The organism is Chryseobacterium sp. 22458 (genome assembly GCF_052044975.1).
Lineage (GTDB): Bacteria > Bacteroidota > Bacteroidia > Flavobacteriales > Weeksellaceae > Chryseobacterium.
Genome location: NZ_JBQEOA010000006.1, coordinates 109,998 through 126,719, shown reverse-complemented (window position 1 = coordinate 126,719; position 16,722 = coordinate 109,998). Strand labels below are relative to the sequence as shown.

The following is a 16,722-nucleotide window of genomic DNA, read 5'->3' as shown; positions in this document are numbered from 1 at the left end:
TCCGTTTAGTTGCTTATGTTGTAAGAATCTAATAATTTCTGATATTCAGGCATATCTCTTCTTCTGATGCTTTCGCTTTCAGCAAGAGCCTGTACCTGCATTACACCTTCAATGATCTGTTCAGGTCTTGGAGGACATCCCGGAACATAAACGTCTACCGGAATAATTTTATCAATTCCCTGAAGTACAGAATACGTATCAAAAATACCACCGCTGGAAGCACAAGCTCCAACTGCTACCACCCATTTCGGCTCAGCCATCTGAGTGTAAACTTCTTTCAGGACTGGGCCTAATTTCTTTGATATAGTTCCGCAAACCATCAGCATATCTGCCTGTCTTGGAGAGAAAGAGTTTCTTTCCATACCAAATCTTGAAGCATCATAAGTAGGGTTCAGGGTAGCCATAAACTCGATACCACAACAAGAGGTTGCAAAAGGTAACGGCCAAAGTGAAAACTTTCTTGCCATCCCGATTACACTGCTCAGTTTTGTTGCGAAAAAACCTTCTCCTTCATAGCCTTCGGGAGCAGGTGCATCTGTTCTTATTACTGGTTTTTTATCTGACATTTTCTTTTGTTGATATTTAAAGATTAAAATATTTAAAACAAGACCTTCACAATCTCTAATTACTTAAATACATTCAATCTTTTAATGTTAAAATTTATTTATCCCAATCCAGTGCGCCTCGCTTCCAGACATAGAAAAACGCTACGAAGAAGATCGCAACGAATGTAAGCACGGCAAGGAAACCTTCCATACCGAATTCTCTGAAGTTGACAGCGTAAGGATAAAAGAATACGATTTCAATATCGAATAGTACGAACAATACCGCAGTCAGGAAGTACTTGATAGAAAACGGTGTTCTTGCATTTCCTTCTACAGGAACCCCACATTCCCAGCTTTGGTTTTTTACAGAGTTTCCTTTTTTCTGCTGTGGACCTAAGAAATGTGCCCCAAGCAAAGAAACCGCTACAAATCCTACTGCTACACCAGCCTGGATAAGGATTGGAATATAACTTTCAGGTAAATTCATTTTTGCATTATTATCTCAATTTGCAAATTTAGCGAATAAACAAGAAAGCATGAAATTTATCAGCTTAAAAGTCGGATGAAAATAGGGAAAACTTACAATTTAGAATCAATAAAAATAACGAATTATTTCTTCATTTTTTTAAGGAGAGAATAGGCCATAAATGAAATATAGCCAAATAGAATACTGGCATAAACAATATTGACCGCCGTATTCGTCTTATCATCCTGAGACTGAAAAAACAGATTGTAAGAAATAAATCCTGTAATGAGAATGGCAAAAATAATGAGCTGTGGTTTCATATTCCGGAGATGTAAAAAATAATTAGTGTTGATTTTTATGAGACTGTCTGAATGTCTTTCTGTAATGTATGATGAAAATCAGAAAGCTTATTCCAAAAGTATAGCTGTATACTAAACTGAACGAGTCTAAAAGATTGAAAAATGGAATGATCATATCTGTTTTAAAAGAAATAAGTCCAAAAACAACCGTTATAAAATTAAGACTGTCAGTGAGCAGTTTGCCTACAACCGCAATCATCATCAGAACTACCGAATAATGGCTGTCTCTCTTAAATAAAGCGACCAGCCCCACCAGAATAAGCAATGAGGGAATCAGGTAAATCAATGTTGTTAATATACTTATAAAATTTTCCATGACAGAATATTATTTCCATTGATCCGCAGAAATAGAATAGGTTCTTCTTCTTTTGTGATTCACCGGGTTGTAATCCTGCCACAGCAGCTGGATGCTTTTGTTTTCTTCAAGTTCAGGATTCGTTTCCAGATATTTTACTCCTTTTTTTCTGAATATTTTCCAGATTTCTTTGAAAATAATAGAGGTTACCCCTCTTCTCTGATAATCCGGATGAATGCCGATCAGGTAAAAATTCGCCCGGTCATTTTTTCTTCCGGCTTTTAAGAAATGCCACCATCCGAATGGAAGAAGCTTTCCTCCTGACTTCTGTAAAGCTTTGGAATAGGAAGGCATGGTAATGGCAAATGAGATCAGATGATTGTGCTCATCCACGATACAAACGATAAAGTCTTTATCGATCAGTTTAAAATATTTTTCCTTGTAGGTTTTACGCTGTTCGTCAGAAATAGGGGTGTAAGTGGAAAGATGTTTGTACGTCTCATCTAAAAGATCAAACATAGGATCCACATATTGGATAATTTCTTCTTTTGTATTGAATTTTAAAACTTTCAGTTTGTATTTCTGAGAGATTAGTTCGTTGAATTTATGAATTTTATCCGGTAAAACTTCCGGGAAGATGATTTCAAATTCTACCCATTCTTTTTCCTTTACCAATCCCAGTTTTTCAAGATGTTCAGGATAATAGCCGTGGTTGTAAATCCCAATCATGGTAGCCAGCTGGTCAAAACCTTTTACCAGCATTCCTGCCTTATCAAGATTGGTAAAGCCCATCGGACCTTCAATTGTAGCAATGCTTTTTTCACGGGCATAATCAACTGCCTTTTGTAACAACGCTTTTGAAACTTCTTCGTCATCAATAAAGTCAATCCATCCAAAACGTACTTTTCGGATTCCCAATTCTCTTTCTTCTTTATGATTGATCAGAACAGCAATTCTACCGACGATATTGTCATTTTTATAGGCCAGATACTGCCTGGCTTCAGAATATTGAAGGGCCGGATTTTCATCAGCATTCCAGATATTGATTTCATCATTGATAAAGGATGGGACGTAGTACGGGTTATTTTTGTACAGATCCATCGGAAATCTTACAAATTGCTTGAGCTGAGCGGGAGTTTTAACTTCAATAATCGAAACTGTAGACATGTTTTTTGAGGCGTAATTAGAGGACAAATATAAATAATAAAATCGTATACTTTGGCACAGTTTTTATATCATTATGGGTAAAAAATGAACACAAAATCTATATAAAATGGCGGGTTATTATATCATTATTGGTATTTCGATGCTGGTGAGCTGGTGGGTTTCGTCCAGATTGAAATCAAAATTTGAATATTATTCCAATGTACATCTTAGAAATGGCCTTTCGGGAAAAGAAGTAGCGGAAAAAATGTTGAGAGATAACGGGATCAATGATGTTCAGGTAATATCAGTTCCCGGGCAGTTGACGGACCACTATAATCCGGCAGATAAAACGGTAAACCTCTCTGAAGGGGTTTATATGCAGAGGAATGCAGCTGCAGCCGCTGTGGCAGCACATGAATGCGGACACGCAGTACAACATGCAGTAGGATATTCTATGTTGAATTTACGTTCAAAACTGGTTCCTATTGTTAATATAAGTTCTAATCTGATGCAGTTTGTCCTTATCGCAGGTATTGCGGTAATGGCAGCTTCAAGAAGTATTGAAAATCCAAATGGAAACACAACGGTTCTGGCAATAGGAGTTGCTATGTTTGCCGTGACTACACTTTTTGCTTTTGTAACGTTGCCGGTAGAATACGATGCGAGTAACAGAGCAATGAAGTGGCTGAAAGATACGGGAACCGTTACAGCTGAAGAATTCGTTGGAGTACAGGATAGTCTGAAATGGGCAGCAAGAACATATGTGGTTGCAGCTTTAGGTTCTCTTGCACAACTTCTTTACTGGGCTTCTTTGCTGCTTGGCGGAAGAAGGGATTAATCTTTAAATTCAAATGAAACATATTGCATCTCGGAAAGTTTTTCCGAGATGTTTTCTTTTTGTGTCAGTTTCAGAGAAGCTGTCAGAACACAGTTTTCGTTGGCATCAAAATTCAGGACTTTGGCATCGAATTTCGAAAGCAGTGTAAAGATTGTATTCTGCTGATTGAAGTTAAACTGAATTTCAATTTCAGTTTCCAGTTCTCTTGTGATAATATTGGCTTCTTCCAAGGTAATTTTAGCAGATTCCTTATAAGCTTTTACTAAACCTGAAACGCCTAGTTTAGTTCCACCATAATAACGGACTGAAATCACAAGCACATTGGTTATTTCGTTTGCTAAGAGCTGGTTATAAATAGGAAGTCCGGCACTTCCTGAAGGCTCACCGTCATCATTAGCACGATAATTTTCACAATTTAATCCCATTCTGAAAGCATAGCAGTGGTGGGTTGCTTTGGGATGTTCTTCCCTTACTTTTTCCAAAGCAGCCTTCAACTCACGTTCATTATTGACAGGGTAGGCAAATCCTATGAACTTGCTTCCTTTTTCTTTTAATAAAGTATTTTCTACGGGTTTTTCTATGGTTTTGTATTCAAACGTCATTCTGATTCCGGCTTTATTGATGCAAAAGTATTAAATGCTTTATTAATCTGCATCATGATCATAAAGTAAGCCGTCAAAAATATGACGGCTTACCTGTTTTTTTAATGTGAAAGTTGTTTTTAAATTCCATCTCCGCAGAGATCCATTGGAATGAGGCACATATAGCTTGTCGGGCCACAAAAATCCTGAGGACATCTGTCTCTGCATCTGGTAGGCTCTCCGTTCGGTAATGTACAGGTTACAAAAACACCTCCCTGAATGGTTCTTAGTCCGGCTCTGGATACTTTTTTCAAATTTTTCATAGCTTGATTTTTATAGGTTAGTAGTCAATACGGGCTCAGAAATTTTAGCAAGGGAATGATCCGACTTCCCAAGGTGGCGGACAACTCATGCTTGAAGGTGTTGCGCAGCAGTGCTGCAGGGATGGCGGATAAAAAGAACAGCATTCAGGAGCATTTCCTCCTTTCATTTCTTTCAATTTTGGTCTTGAGATTTTCTTTAAATTTTTCATAGTAATTCTTTTGTAATTACTAATGTAGATATATTATTTCATTTAATGGTGATAAAGTGAAATTATTTCACCTGAAACCGGAATAATATATTCTTGGTTCTGATTAATTTATGAAGTCTGAAGCTGGTTATGGAGGTTCAAAAACAGAACGGTCAGCATTTTAAAATTTTCAGCTCCGGTTTTATGTTTTATAACTTCCATAGTCGGATTCAGATTATTTAAGATTAAAAAATGAAATTAAATTATCCCTGTATGCTTCTGTTTTGATTGGCATATGATTGAATACAGGTGCTTTAGTCCCGTTTTCCAGTACTAAACTATCATTTTTAATCACTATCGCTTCATCCCAAAGACCGGAATCAATGAATTGCTGTAATGTAAATCTGCCTCCTTCAATAATTACGGACTGTATCTGTTCTTTATACAGAGCTTCCATCAATTCAGGCAGGAAATTTTCTTTGCTGATCTTAATAAGCTGGATATTGTTTTCTGTTCCTTCTTTTATGGAATTTAAAACCAATGTCTTTGCTTCGTCGTTATAAATCTTAAAATGCTGGGGAACTTTTAAATCGAAATCGATAAGGATTCTGACAGGATTTGTGCCTTCCGCATTCCGTACCGTTAAACCTGGATTGTCATTTAATGCGGTCTGGGTTCCTACCAAAATAGCATGTTCATCAGCTCTTAACTGATGTACGAATTGATTGACCAGAGAATTTGAAATTGGAGTAGGTTTAAAGTCCTTATCCAGATATCCATCGCCCGATTCTGCCCATTTCAGAATAATATAAGGTCTTTTCTTTTCATGATAGGTGAAAAAGCGCTTGTTCAGGTTTATACAGTCCTGCTCGAGAATTCCTGATACAGCTTCAATTCCCGCATCCTGAATGATTTTTTTTCCTTTACCATTCACTTTGTCATGGGAATCCATTGCTCCGATTACTACTTTTTTAAAGCCAAGTTCTTTGATCTTTAAAGCACAGGGCGGCGTTTTTCCATAGTGTGCGCAGGGTTCCAGGGAAACATAAATAGTGGATTCGGGAATCAGTTCTTTATTTTCAACGGAATTGATGGCATTGATTTCTGCATGGTTTTCTCCCGCTTTATGATGATATCCTTCACCAATGATCTTCCCGTTGTGTACAATTACGCTTCCAACAAGGGGATTAGGATAGGTTTTACCCAGTGCTTTTTGAGCCAGCTCAATACATCTTTTAATATAGAGTTCGTCGTTATTCATATCTGTAAAAAGAAAAAGCGAAGACAAATTGCTTTGCTCCGCCTTTATTTATTGTGTTAAGATTTATTCTCCGGTAATGATATTGTGGAGATTCTGTTTTAATGTTTCCAGATGGGCTTTCTTTTCATCAATTGTATTATAAGTATCTCTCAACAGAGGATTTTCTCTTGATGGTTTGTTGAAGAAAGAAAGGTTGTTCTCAAGCTTAACGATTTCAGCTTCAAGATCAGAGATCTGGTTTTTGATCTTTCTTGCTTTATCTGTAAGCTGGTTTTCGGATAATCCTTCTTCTTTAAGTTCAAGTTCGTTGATCTTATTGATCTTTAATTTATCTCTTAATGTCTTATTGAATTCAGAATTGATTGAAATTTTATCTCTCGGTACTTTACCGATATTATTCCAGGCTGTTTTAATCGCTTCAATTTTCTCAATGCTTCCTTCATCGTTGGAAACCATTTTCAGTTCATCAAGAAGAGCTTTTTTATTTTTATAATTCTCTTTCCAGTTGTCTGTAGAGGTATTGCTCTTTTCTCTGTAATTGTTGAAAAATGCATTACAGGCATCACGGAATTCATCCCAGATCTTATTGGTCATGCTTTTAGGAACATGTCCTATCTTTTTCCAGTCTTCCTGCAGTTTTTTGAATAACGGAACGGAGATATCCCATTCTTCGTTGTTCATATTGTCCTGGGCAGTCTGGATCAGTTTTAATTTTTCTTCCAGATTGGCCTGCTGAGAACCTTTCAGAGATTTATAATAGTTATTTTTTGTTGTATTGAATCCTCTCAGAGTCGTTTTGAAATCATTCCAGTTCTGGTTAGACAGTTTTCTTGGTACACTTCCGGTTTTTAAGAAGTCAGAACGCAGATCTTCCACTCTCTTAATGGCATTTTGCCAGTAGTTGTGGTTAGGTGTTTCCGATGGCTCGGAAAGTTTTTTGATCTCGGCGATGATCTCACTCTTTTTTTCCAGGTTAGCGGCCTGCTCTTTTTCAATGGATGCAGAAAGCTCAGATTTTCTTTCGTGAATTTTATTGGAGATTTCTTTGAATTCTTCCCATGTTTTTTCACGGAACTCTTCAGCTACGGGTTCCGCTTCTTCCTTCCAAAGTTTATGAAGATATTGAAGCTCATTCAGCGCTTTCTGAATCACAGGCTCGTTTTCCAGTTCTTTGGCACGGGCAATGATGTGTTCTCTTTTCTCCAGGTTGTGGCTGTATTCCTGTTCCAGAAATTCTTTGTTAAGATCCAGCATCTGATAGAATTGGTTCAGGTGGTGGAAATAGTTGTTGTTAAGAATTTTAAACTCAGATTTGGCAACCTGTCCGGCTTTTGACCAGTCTTCTTTGATCTCACGGATGGATTTGAAAAGGTTGGTTCCCGGTTCTGAATTAGTATAGAGATTTTTAAGTCTTTCAATAATGCTCTGGCGGTGTTCCAGGTTTTTTTTCTGTTCTTCTTCCTGTCCTTTCTGGAAGTGGTCATGCTTTTCTCTGAAAATATTGACTAAAGCAGAATATTTTGCCTGTGAAGGATGTTCATAGCTGAAATTTTCAGGAGCATTTCCGGCATCGGTGTACTCATGCTTTTTATCCTCCACTTCATCATGGATGTAGTGACTTGCTTTTTCCTTCAGCTGGTTGAATCTCTTAAAATTCTCGCCTGCGTTGGGAGTATTAATGATTTTTTCCATCTCCTTTAAAGCATCAGCCAGAGAAATCTCAACCTCTTCATGTTCCTCCATATGTTCTGTGTCATCTTCATGGGGAGCTGCATCATGAGAAGCTGTATTTTCCAATGTTTCCTGAGATACTTCGTTAGGAATTTTGTTTTCTTCGTTTTCAGAAAGATTGTTTTCTGTAATCATAGCAAATCTTTTATGTGAGTGGCGTTAATATGCTTTTTAAATATAGCTGTAAAGCCAATTAAAGTACTAATTTATGTTATTTTTTTTGAAAATTCCAAATTTCCCAAGCTTTTTCTGCTTGCTGCTCAAGCATATAATAACCGTTTACTGTTTTTGCTCCTTTTTCGGAGGCATTGATGATAAACCGGGTATAGTTGGGGTTGTATATTAAATCGATTACCAGATGTTCTGAAGACAGCGCTTCGAAAGGAAAATCCAGACAGTCGTCTACATTCGGGAATGTTCCTACCGGCGTACATTGAATGATGATTTTATGATCCTGAACCGTCTCTGCATTCAGGTGTTCAAAGTTGACTTCTGAGCTTCTGGAAATGACCTGAGAAGGGATCTGATGTTTGTCTAAAACATATTTTACAGCTTTTGCAGCCCCTCCGTTCCCTAAAATCAAAGCTTTATCCTGTGATGGTTTCTTATGAAGAAGAAGTGTTTTTTCAAAACCGAATGCATCCGTATTGTAGCCGATTTTTTTACCATTTTGAATCAGTACACAGTTAACGGCACCTATTTTCTCTGCCTCATCGCTCAATTCGTCCAGATAATCAATGATTTTTTCCTTGTAAGGAATCGTGACATTGAATCCCAGAAGTTCCGGAGAAGAAAAGAGGTTTTCAACTTCATTGATTTCGTTAAGGTCAAAAATATCGTAGGAAAAGTCCTTCAGCATTAGCTTTTGAAACTTATTTTCGAAGAATTTTTTAGAAAAAGAATAGGAAATATTACGTCCTATCAATCCTAATTTTTTGTTGGAATCCATATGATCAAAAATAAAAAAAAGACCGGAAAAATCCGGCCTTTGATTTGAATTATTTTTTAATAATTAATCTACAATGAATTTAGTAGAGAAAAGATCTGTTTTCAGAATGTAAGTTCCTTTATTTAACCCTTTAAGGTTGATTCTGTTTGAATTTTTGAAAGGATTTGCAATTGTTTCAATTAATTTTCCTGAAAGATCATAGATGTCAGCCTTTGAAATTTTACCAAGGTTTTCTCCTTTTACAAACAATTCGTTGTTTCTTACCGGGTTAGGGTAGATGGTAAATTCTGATTTGTCTTTTTTAACTTCTGAAGTTGCCAGAGTACTGAAACATGTCCAGCTAAGGTCATCCAAAGCAACTCTAGGTCCATTCTGGCTTGTCGTTGGGTTTGTAATTTTGATTACAACATTTCCGCTTACATTGATATTGTTAATGGTTGTAGTTGTTATACCACCCACTGTTGCACTATAAGGAATTGTTCCTACAAGAACATCATTTACTGTTACATTTAGAACTCCTGAACCACTTCCGAATTTTAACGAAGTTGTTAGAGTTAAACTTTGGATTCCTCCTGAAATAGATGAACTGGATAAGTTTCCTACTCTTAAAGTAACAGCTTTTCCGTTAATTGTCTGGTCTGTTCTTGCATCAGTTGCAGTCCAGTCTATACCATTGTTTGTCCATGTTCTGGTTGCATATGTTGAAGCTTGGGCTGAACCATTCTGCATTGTTGAGAAGTCTTCCGTTCCACAGCTTCCACCTCCTGCAGGTCCGTCAAGAGTAGTTTCTGTTGCAGTCGTACTTTGTGGCGAAGAGTTTCCGGCAGCGTCTTTAGCGATTACATAGAATGTATATGTTGTAAGTGGAGATAATCCTGTTACGACAGTAGACGTTGTTGTTCCGCTCACTGTAGCTTTTAGGGCTCCGTTTGCATACACAAGGTAAGATGCTACTCCTATATTGTCGGTAGAGGCTGTCCAACTTACCGCAATAGAGTTGGATGTAGGACTGTTGGCAATCAGGTTGGTAGGAACTGTTGGTGCTTCTGTATCCAGAACAGGAGTTCCCCAAACCATATTTACATATTCCGGATGGTCAATGTACGGATTTCGGTTACCCTGAAATGTATACGTTGCATTATTTCTTCTGATTTCTGCTGCAGATACAGGATCTTGTGCATGCCATGCCAAGAGTTGTTTTAATTCCCAATCCTGAAGACTTGGGTAAGTGTTTTTTGCAAGCATATCTCCTGTAGAGAATCCTGTCATTTTACTTTGATATCTTGTTACAAAATAAAAGATCATTCTCGCTACATCTCCTTTGAACTCATCAATAGGCTCAAATACTGTATTTGAATATCCCGGTGATGCTGAAGTTCCTCTTTTGGAGCCATTCTGAGAGGTGAAGTCAGCGTTTGCTACGATACCAAAAGGGTAGCTGTCTCTTTTATTGTTTACATATCCATCGGTAGCTCTGATAAAGTGGACATCTGATTTCATAGGCAGTCCTTCGCTGAAAAGGCTTTGAGGAACAATATGTTCCCTGTTGTAGCAATCCCCTTCATTAGAATAACCACTGGATCCGCATTGGGATGTTATATAGATAAAGTTATAATTTTCAGGTCCTATAGGTTTTTCTGAATAAATATCCAGAATTGTACCATCATTATCATAATCATAATCACGATCAGTAGTCTGATAAGCACTCCAGACATCTGTATAGCTTATGTTTGAAGCATGTCCGGTGGTAATGATCTGACTGAGAGCTGTTTTGAGATCAGCACCTGTTAAACCTGCTGCATTATCATAATATCCGGCAGGAATCTGTGCCAGACCACTTATAAATGCAAAGCTTAATAAAAAAAAAGATAAAATTCGTTTCATTTTTTTAAAATTGGGGCGTAAAGGTACAAAAAAATGAAACCCAAAAAGTTTTTTTCAGTTAAATCTATAAACTTAATAGATTAATTTTTAGTAATATACTCTTTGCTGATTTTTGAGAAGAACCAGGAAATGGCGATTCCGAATATAGAAGCGGTAAGCGCTACGATAAGATAATTTTTCCCCACGATCTTTACCGGGAAAGGAAGCGCTTCATTGGCTCTGAAGAATTCGGTGTAAAGCTGGAAATAGCAGAGTGCTGTTCCTAAGATCAGACCGGTAATGACTCCCGAAACCACAATAAGGATTCCGGTATAGAAATAGGTCATTCTTAAATGGCTTAAAGGAAAGCCCAGTGAAATAAGAGATTTTGCCTGTTCTTTTTTATCAAGCTGAAGGATGATGATCGCTCCGGCAAGATTAAAGGTTGTAATAAAGATCACCAGGGCAAAAATCAGATAAATAAATAGTTTTTCTGTATTGATCATTTTCCAGAAGGCTGCATTTTCCTCTTCTTTTGTTTTGACCTCAATATTTTTTCCCAAAGAAGAAACAAGACTTTGCTTTACAGCGTCTGCGTTTTCCGGATTTTTTAATTTAATGACAATCTGGTAAGCTGATCTTTTAGGCAGATTCAATAGTTCTTCCGTCAGCTCAATAGGAGAAACGATGTAATTGTCCAGCTGATCTTTTCCGGGAAAAACTCCTGTAACCAGAATATCCCTTTTGTTGTAAATATCTTCTTCTTTATTGATGATTCCGGTTCCCGGCTTAGGCATAAAAACCGTTGCATAGTGATTGGATGAATCGACCGGAATAGATAATCTATTGTCCAGACTGTTCTCCATCAATACTTCATTGGAATATCTGAAGCTTGGATAAGTTCCGTAGAATACTTCTTTATTGATGGGATTTACCTTAACATAAGCAGAATCAACACCTCTTAAATAGGCAATATCACCTTTTCCATTGAAGCTGATATATACTTTTTCCTCAATCACGCGAGAAAAACTGCTGATCTCTTTGGTTCTGCTTAAAACAGTATTGACTTTATCCAGATCTTTGATGGTCTTTCCTGAAGTACTTTTTATCGTCAGATCCGCATGCAGATTGGAAATAAGATCTTTATTCAGATCCTCAAGCCCGGAAAAAACTGAAATAATAACGAACATTGCAGCCACAGCAACCGTCATGGCACCTACGGCCAGCCACGTAATGAACGTAACGGCAGTACTGCCTTTCTTTGCCAGAAGGTATCTGGATGCTATGTAAAATGCAATATTCTTCAAGATCTATAATACAGGATTGTCGCCTTCGCCTCTTAATTCTCTTTCCAGTTTTTCAACATCATCAAGAGCTGTATCTAAGTAAAAGTTGAGTTGTGGAATAATACGCACCTGCTTTGCCATTTTCTGGCCGATAAAGTTTCTGTACTGAGGTTTGTTCTCTTCAATCTCCTTCATCACAGCAGTACGGTATTCCTGAGGGAAGATGCTCAAATAAATTTTAGCAATACCCAGATCTGCCGTTACTTTCACATCAGAAACGGATACCAATATACTTTGTTTGCTGTCAGCAGCCTGCTTGCGGAAAAGTTCTGCGAAGTCTTCCTGAATGATCTGTGCTACTTTTCTTTGTCTGTTACTTTCCATAATTTATGCAAATTTAGTACTTTTGTTTGAATTGATACTTTGAAATTCAGCGATAGTATCAAATTTACGATTTAATTATATTTTATTAGTATTTATGAAGCTAGAACATATCGGTATTGCCGTAAAATCTTTAGGAGTTTCTGATGAGCTTTTTGCTAAATTATTAGGAAAAGAATCCTACAAACAGGAGACTGTGGAGAGGGAAGGGGTCGTGACATCCTTTTATGAAACCGGGGAAAGTAAAATTGAACTTCTCGAAGCCAGTAATCCTGAAAGTCCAATTTCCAAATTCATCGAAAAAAAGGGTGAAGGCATCCATCATCTGGCATTTGGCGTTGAAAATATCCTGCAAGAAGTGCAAAGACTGAAAAAAGAAGGTTTTCAATTTATCTCCGAAGAACCCAAAGAAGGTGCTGATAACAAATTAGTTGTCTTCCTTCATCCCAAATCTACCAACGGTGTACTTGTAGAACTTTGCCAAGAAAAGCAATAAAAAATTTTGTAGTGAAAGAAATTTTACTATTTTTGCAAACACAAAATTTAACCAAGTTTTGAGGTCCTATAGCTCAGTTGGTTAGAGCACCTGACTCATAATCAGGTGGTCCCTGGTTCGAGCCCAGGTGGGACCACAACAAAATCAACCGCTTACGTAATGTGAGCGGTTTTTTTATATTGTTCTTGAATTTATAAAAATAAATAATTTCAGTAGAATCTTTTCTATTTCTATCATTTTAAACACACTAATACTTTTTAAGTTCCTTATTACATTTTCGAAATATTTTCTCCTTTCGTAATAAAATTACTATTACGGAAAAACGTATTGGGTATTAGAGGTATTTATTTAAATTGAGCGTCTTTAATGCATATTGAAAGATATTCATAAGACAATTAACCATAAATAAATATATTATGAGAACCTTTGATGAAGATTTTAATTACTTTAGACAAAACTGTACGTTTGAAAAAATATTTCTTAAAGAAACCTTTTCACCTCATAAAAAGGATTGGCTTTTATTAATTCCCCTTTTTTTGGCATTTTTGGGTTGCATTTTACTTTCTTTTAATTATTTGAAATGGGGACTAATATTAGCAATACCCAGTTTTTTGGTCTTCTTTTATTACATTATTCTCATGAAAGCTAAACAAGCTAATAGAGAATTAAAAATGAATAATTTACCTTTTTCAAAATCGCTTTATCAATGGAAAGTTCCTGAGCATGATGGAATGAGAATCCGAGAGGTAGGCAAGCTCTATGAGAATACCAGTAATGATATTATTGTGAAAAGAATAAGTATGGCAAAAGAAAAAATAAGAACAGATAAGAATGAAATATTTATGGATATTCAAAACATTATAAGTTTCTTCGGAAAAAATTTCATAACACTTTTTTTAGGTTTTTTCATAGGGCTGTACAGTAAATCTGACTTTTCTACAGAAAATTTTGAAGCACTCATGTCAATCATAAAATTATTGTTTTTGTTTGGACTGATGATCGCTTTGATGTGGGTGTTTTTTATCAAAAAGAATTATACTGATTTGATCAAGAATAAAAATAAACAATATGCTGATTATATTTTTGTAATGGAAAATGTTTTATTAATAAGAATGTAAACAAAAAAAACTCTTTTGGATATTATATTTAGAATCAAACATACGTTTAAAAATTTTATAAAAAATAATTAAAATACAGTTAACAGCCTTCTTCTCCATATAACGTTGCTTTGCAAAAAAAGTAATGATGGAAAAAAACAACCCACTTAACAGAAGAAGGTTTCTTAAAAATACACTTTTAGCAGCCGGAGGAATCTTTATTGCTCCATTGATTGAAAGCTGCACTGATGATTTTACCAGCAGCGAAAATGCTCCCGAGGATCTTAAAAACGGCGGGTTCGAATCCGGAGTAGCAAGCTTTGATCCTACAGCCGGAGGCGTAATTATCTGGACCAGATATTCAACAGGTGCAGATGCAGAAATTACCTGGGAAATAAGCAGGAACAGTAATTTTTCAGAAATAGTAAGAAAAGGGCAGGCCAGTGCAACGGCAATCAATGATTTTACGATAGCGGTAGATGTTCAGAATATTCCTTCCAATACAAAATATTTCTATAGATTTTATAATGGTAAAACAAAGGAAGTCAGTGTAACGGGAGAAACCCTTACATTACCTTCCAAGACGGATTCTGTGAATGAGATAAAAATGGCTGTGGTATCGTGTTCCAATTTTCCAGCCGGCCTTTTCAACGTATATGGCGCCATTGCAAAATCTGAAGCAGATGTAGTGGTACACCTTGGAGACTATATCTACGAATATGCTCCGGGGCAATACGGCACGAATCCTTATACCAACCAGCTGGGAAGAGCTCATCAGCCGGCTAAGGAAATCCTTAATCTCAGCGATTACAGGGAAAGATACAGGCAATACAGAAGCGATAAAAACCTTCAGCTGCTGCATCAGAAAAAGCCTTTTATCTGTGTATGGGATGATCATGAATTTGCCAATGATACTTATAAATCAGGGGCTGAAAATCATCAGCCTGCTGAAGGAGATTTCCAAGCGAGAAAAATGGCGGCTTTCCAAGCCTACAGTGAATATATTCCCCTTAAAACAGGAAAAGATCTGAGAATTTACAGAAGTTTCAGTTTCGGAAACATTCTTACGCTGTATATGATGGATACAAGAGTGATCGCCAGAGATAAACAGATGGAATATTCAGATTACCTGGATATTGCCGGAAACTTTGATCAGGTAAAATTTAAAACTGATTTCTTAAGCACAGGCAGAAAGCTGATCGGAAGTGAGCAGATGACATGGCTGGGATCCCAGATCAATGGGGATACTGCCAAATGGAAAGTTCTGGGACAGCAGATCCTGATGACCAAAATGATGGTTCCTGCAGAATTGTTAATGCTCCTGAACCGTATTTTAGCAGAAATCAAACAACTTGGAAGCGCCCAGCCGGCTACGATGCTGGCACTTCAGAATACATTGGCCCAACTTATAGTGCTGAAAAAAAGACATCAGCAGCAGGACCCTACACTCACTCCACAGGAAATTGCAAGAATTACCACCACATTACCCTATAATCTGGATGCCTGGGACGGCTACTTTATGGAAAGAGAGCAGCTCTATGCCATGCTGGCCGGGAAAAATGTTGTAGTGCTGGCTGGTGATACCCACAATGCCTGGTTAGGAAAACTTACCAATGCTCAGGGGAATTTTATAGGAACCGAGTTGGCCTGCAGTTCAGTGTCTTCACCGGGATTGGAAGGATATCTGGGAATAACATCAGATCCGGCCCAGGCTATAGAGTTGGCTAATGCATTTTCCCTGCTGATTGATGACCTGGATTATGCAAACCTCTATAAAAGAGGATATCTGCATGTAAAATTTACTTCCGGAAATTCGGTGGCAGAATGGAGGTTTGTAGATAATGTGATCTCAGAAACCTACGCTGTCACTACAGAAAAAATACACACCATTTCATAGTTTCAATCTTCATATCTTATTTTCAATTTTTGTAGCAAAGAGCTTCAGTGTACCGCTGCAGCTCTTTTTTATTTCTGTTATTTTTCTTATATTGATTAGATGCAAGAGAATGTAATGAAAGAGTTTTTACCATTAGCTTCCAAACCGGGCTGGATCATGACCTGGCTGATAAGAATTTTCGGAATTGCGATTTTATTATTGATATTCCTGATACTTGCCGTACTTCCTTTTTTAATCTGCGAAAAAGTAGCGGTATTGGTAGTGGCTGCTATTCTGTACTATCCTGTCTGGGCTGTAGCGATGTATCGGTTTTTCCGTTTTATGAAAAAGGGAAGGGAGGAAGCTGTAGTCAAGATTCTGGTGGATGATAAAGGAATTCATTATAAGAAGTTAAACGGGAGTACAGACGATATTCTTTACAGTCAGTTGGGTCGGTCATACCTTTCAGATGATTATGACGTACATCTGACACAAATAACAAAAACAATGGTGCTTACGGTAGGCGTGAATGGTAATACCACTAAAATTCTGTTCGACAGTATAGATCCGGGATACTCATATTATACCCAAAATAGCAGAGCTTTAAGAGCCCGGTTTATAGAAGGCATTGTTCGTTTCAGACCTGATTTGAAAATAGATCCGCTTGTTTTTGAGGAATTCAGCATTCATCCGGAAAAATTTACATTTGATAGAAGACAATACCTGCAACACGTAAAGGAAGCTGCCATCATAACGGGAATTATTTTGCTGATAAGTCTAGGATTAATGTTGGCTGTTGTAAAGTTTTAGGGCACAAGCCATAAAATGTAAACGTTTTTCTGTACAACAAGTATTAAAATATTGATTTTATCCCTACCCAAGCATTGGAGTCTCATATCATCAGCTTTTATAGGAAGATACCGGATTGATGATATATTGCAATAAGATAAAGAAAATAATGAAAATACAAATCTGATTAATTTTATTTACAAATCTAAAAATCTTATGCTTATATTTATTTTTATATTAAAATTTGTTACC

19 protein-coding genes and 1 tRNA gene are annotated in these 16,722 nt (G+C 36.9%); 6 read left to right on the top strand and 14 right to left on the bottom strand.

Annotated elements, in window-relative coordinates; translation table 11 throughout:
* Window positions 1-5: 5 nt before the first annotated feature.
* The 5 genes from ACTJJF_RS19270 to ACTJJF_RS19250 all read right to left on the bottom strand — a co-directional run bounded on the left by ACTJJF_RS19270 (window position 6) and on the right by ACTJJF_RS19250 (window position 2,832).
* Window positions 6-566 carry an NADH-quinone oxidoreductase subunit B gene (locus tag ACTJJF_RS19270; RefSeq protein WP_002983540.1) on the bottom strand — a complete coding sequence of 187 codons (561 nt, stop codon included), beginning with the start codon at window positions 564-566 and terminating at the stop codon, window positions 6-8.
* A 94-nt stretch (window positions 567-660) separates the two neighbouring features.
* Entirely contained in the window at window positions 661-1,032 is a 372-nt protein-coding gene (locus ACTJJF_RS19265) for an NADH-quinone oxidoreductase subunit A (protein WP_034693436.1), read from the bottom strand.
* A 122-nt stretch (window positions 1,033-1,154) separates the two neighbouring features.
* Window positions 1,155-1,331, bottom strand: coding sequence for a hypothetical protein (locus ACTJJF_RS19260; protein ID WP_312301909.1), 177 nt, complete (start codon window positions 1,329-1,331; stop codon window positions 1,155-1,157).
* A gap of 22 nt (window positions 1,332-1,353) precedes the next feature.
* The gene (locus tag ACTJJF_RS19255) at window positions 1,354-1,686 is read right to left on the bottom strand and encodes a hypothetical protein (protein ID WP_440700702.1); all 333 of its coding nucleotides are present in this window, start codon (window positions 1,684-1,686) and stop codon (window positions 1,354-1,356) included.
* A 9-nt stretch (window positions 1,687-1,695) separates the two neighbouring features.
* Window positions 1,696-2,832: a GNAT family N-acetyltransferase gene (locus tag ACTJJF_RS19250; protein WP_312301913.1), complete on the bottom strand. Its 1,137-nt coding sequence runs from the start codon at window positions 2,830-2,832 to the stop codon at window positions 1,696-1,698.
* Window positions 2,833-2,938: 106 nt separating this feature from the next.
* On the opposite strand from ACTJJF_RS19250, the gene ACTJJF_RS19245 reads away from it, so the two are divergent.
* Window positions 2,939-3,649: a zinc metallopeptidase gene (locus ACTJJF_RS19245; protein WP_440700701.1), complete on the top strand. Its 711-nt coding sequence runs from the start codon at window positions 2,939-2,941 to the stop codon at window positions 3,647-3,649.
* Here ACTJJF_RS19245 and ACTJJF_RS19240 read toward each other — a convergent pair.
* From ACTJJF_RS19240 to rbfA, 9 genes are all read right to left on the bottom strand, one after another.
* Window positions 3,646-4,251 carry an IMPACT family protein gene (locus ACTJJF_RS19240; RefSeq protein WP_440700700.1) on the bottom strand — a complete coding sequence of 202 codons (606 nt, stop codon included), beginning with the start codon at window positions 4,249-4,251 and terminating at the stop codon, window positions 3,646-3,648. The two genes, ACTJJF_RS19245 and ACTJJF_RS19240, sit on opposite strands and share 4 nt — an antisense overlap.
* Window positions 4,252-4,370: 119 nt before the next feature.
* Window positions 4,371-4,553: a bacteriocin-like protein gene (locus tag ACTJJF_RS19235; protein WP_065400516.1), complete on the bottom strand. Its 183-nt coding sequence runs from the start codon at window positions 4,551-4,553 to the stop codon at window positions 4,371-4,373.
* A 44-nt stretch (window positions 4,554-4,597) separates the two neighbouring features.
* Window positions 4,598-4,762: a hypothetical protein gene (locus ACTJJF_RS19230; protein ID WP_165602568.1), complete on the bottom strand. Its 165-nt coding sequence runs from the start codon at window positions 4,760-4,762 to the stop codon at window positions 4,598-4,600.
* 214 nt (window positions 4,763-4,976) lie between these two features.
* Window positions 4,977-6,002, bottom strand: a complete 1,026-nt coding sequence (gene ribD / locus ACTJJF_RS19225; RefSeq protein ID WP_440700699.1) for a bifunctional diaminohydroxyphosphoribosylaminopyrimidine deaminase/5-amino-6-(5-phosphoribosylamino)uracil reductase RibD — start codon at window positions 6,000-6,002, stop codon at window positions 4,977-4,979.
* Between the two features lie 63 nt (window positions 6,003-6,065).
* A complete protein-coding gene (locus ACTJJF_RS19220; protein ID WP_440700698.1) occupies window positions 6,066-7,868 on the bottom strand; it encodes a DUF349 domain-containing protein in 1,803 nt (600 codons plus the stop codon).
* 76 nt (window positions 7,869-7,944) lie between these two features.
* Entirely contained in the window at window positions 7,945-8,682 is a 738-nt protein-coding gene (locus ACTJJF_RS19215) for a shikimate dehydrogenase family protein (RefSeq protein ID WP_440700697.1), read from the bottom strand.
* Between the two features lie 63 nt (window positions 8,683-8,745).
* Window positions 8,746-10,566: an endonuclease gene (locus tag ACTJJF_RS19210; protein WP_312301924.1), complete on the bottom strand. Its 1,821-nt coding sequence runs from the start codon at window positions 10,564-10,566 to the stop codon at window positions 8,746-8,748.
* 80 nt (window positions 10,567-10,646) lie between these two features.
* Complete coding sequence (locus ACTJJF_RS19205; protein ID WP_312301925.1) at window positions 10,647-11,852, bottom strand: ABC transporter permease; 1,206 nt, start codon at window positions 11,850-11,852, stop codon at window positions 10,647-10,649.
* A gap of 3 nt (window positions 11,853-11,855) precedes the next feature.
* Entirely contained in the window at window positions 11,856-12,215 is a 360-nt protein-coding gene (rbfA, locus tag ACTJJF_RS19200) for a 30S ribosome-binding factor RbfA (protein ID WP_065400522.1), read from the bottom strand.
* A 94-nt stretch (window positions 12,216-12,309) separates the two neighbouring features.
* Between rbfA and mce the strand changes: the two genes are divergently transcribed.
* The 5 genes from mce to ACTJJF_RS19175 all read left to right on the top strand — a co-directional run bounded on the left by mce (window position 12,310) and on the right by ACTJJF_RS19175 (window position 16,491).
* A complete protein-coding gene (gene mce / locus ACTJJF_RS19195; protein WP_440700696.1) occupies window positions 12,310-12,708 on the top strand; it encodes a methylmalonyl-CoA epimerase in 399 nt (132 codons plus the stop codon).
* Window positions 12,709-12,770: 62 nt separating this feature from the next.
* A tRNA-Ile gene (locus ACTJJF_RS19190) sits at window positions 12,771-12,844 on the top strand.
* Between the two features lie 280 nt (window positions 12,845-13,124).
* Window positions 13,125-13,826, top strand: a complete 702-nt coding sequence (locus ACTJJF_RS19185; protein ID WP_440700695.1) for a hypothetical protein — start codon at window positions 13,125-13,127, stop codon at window positions 13,824-13,826.
* Between the two features lie 124 nt (window positions 13,827-13,950).
* Entirely contained in the window at window positions 13,951-15,702 is a 1,752-nt protein-coding gene (locus tag ACTJJF_RS19180) for an alkaline phosphatase D family protein (protein ID WP_440700694.1), read from the top strand.
* Window positions 15,703-15,816: 114 nt separating this feature from the next.
* Complete coding sequence (locus ACTJJF_RS19175; RefSeq protein WP_440700693.1) at window positions 15,817-16,491, top strand: hypothetical protein; 675 nt, start codon at window positions 15,817-15,819, stop codon at window positions 16,489-16,491.
* Window positions 16,492-16,722 lie beyond the last annotated feature (231 nt).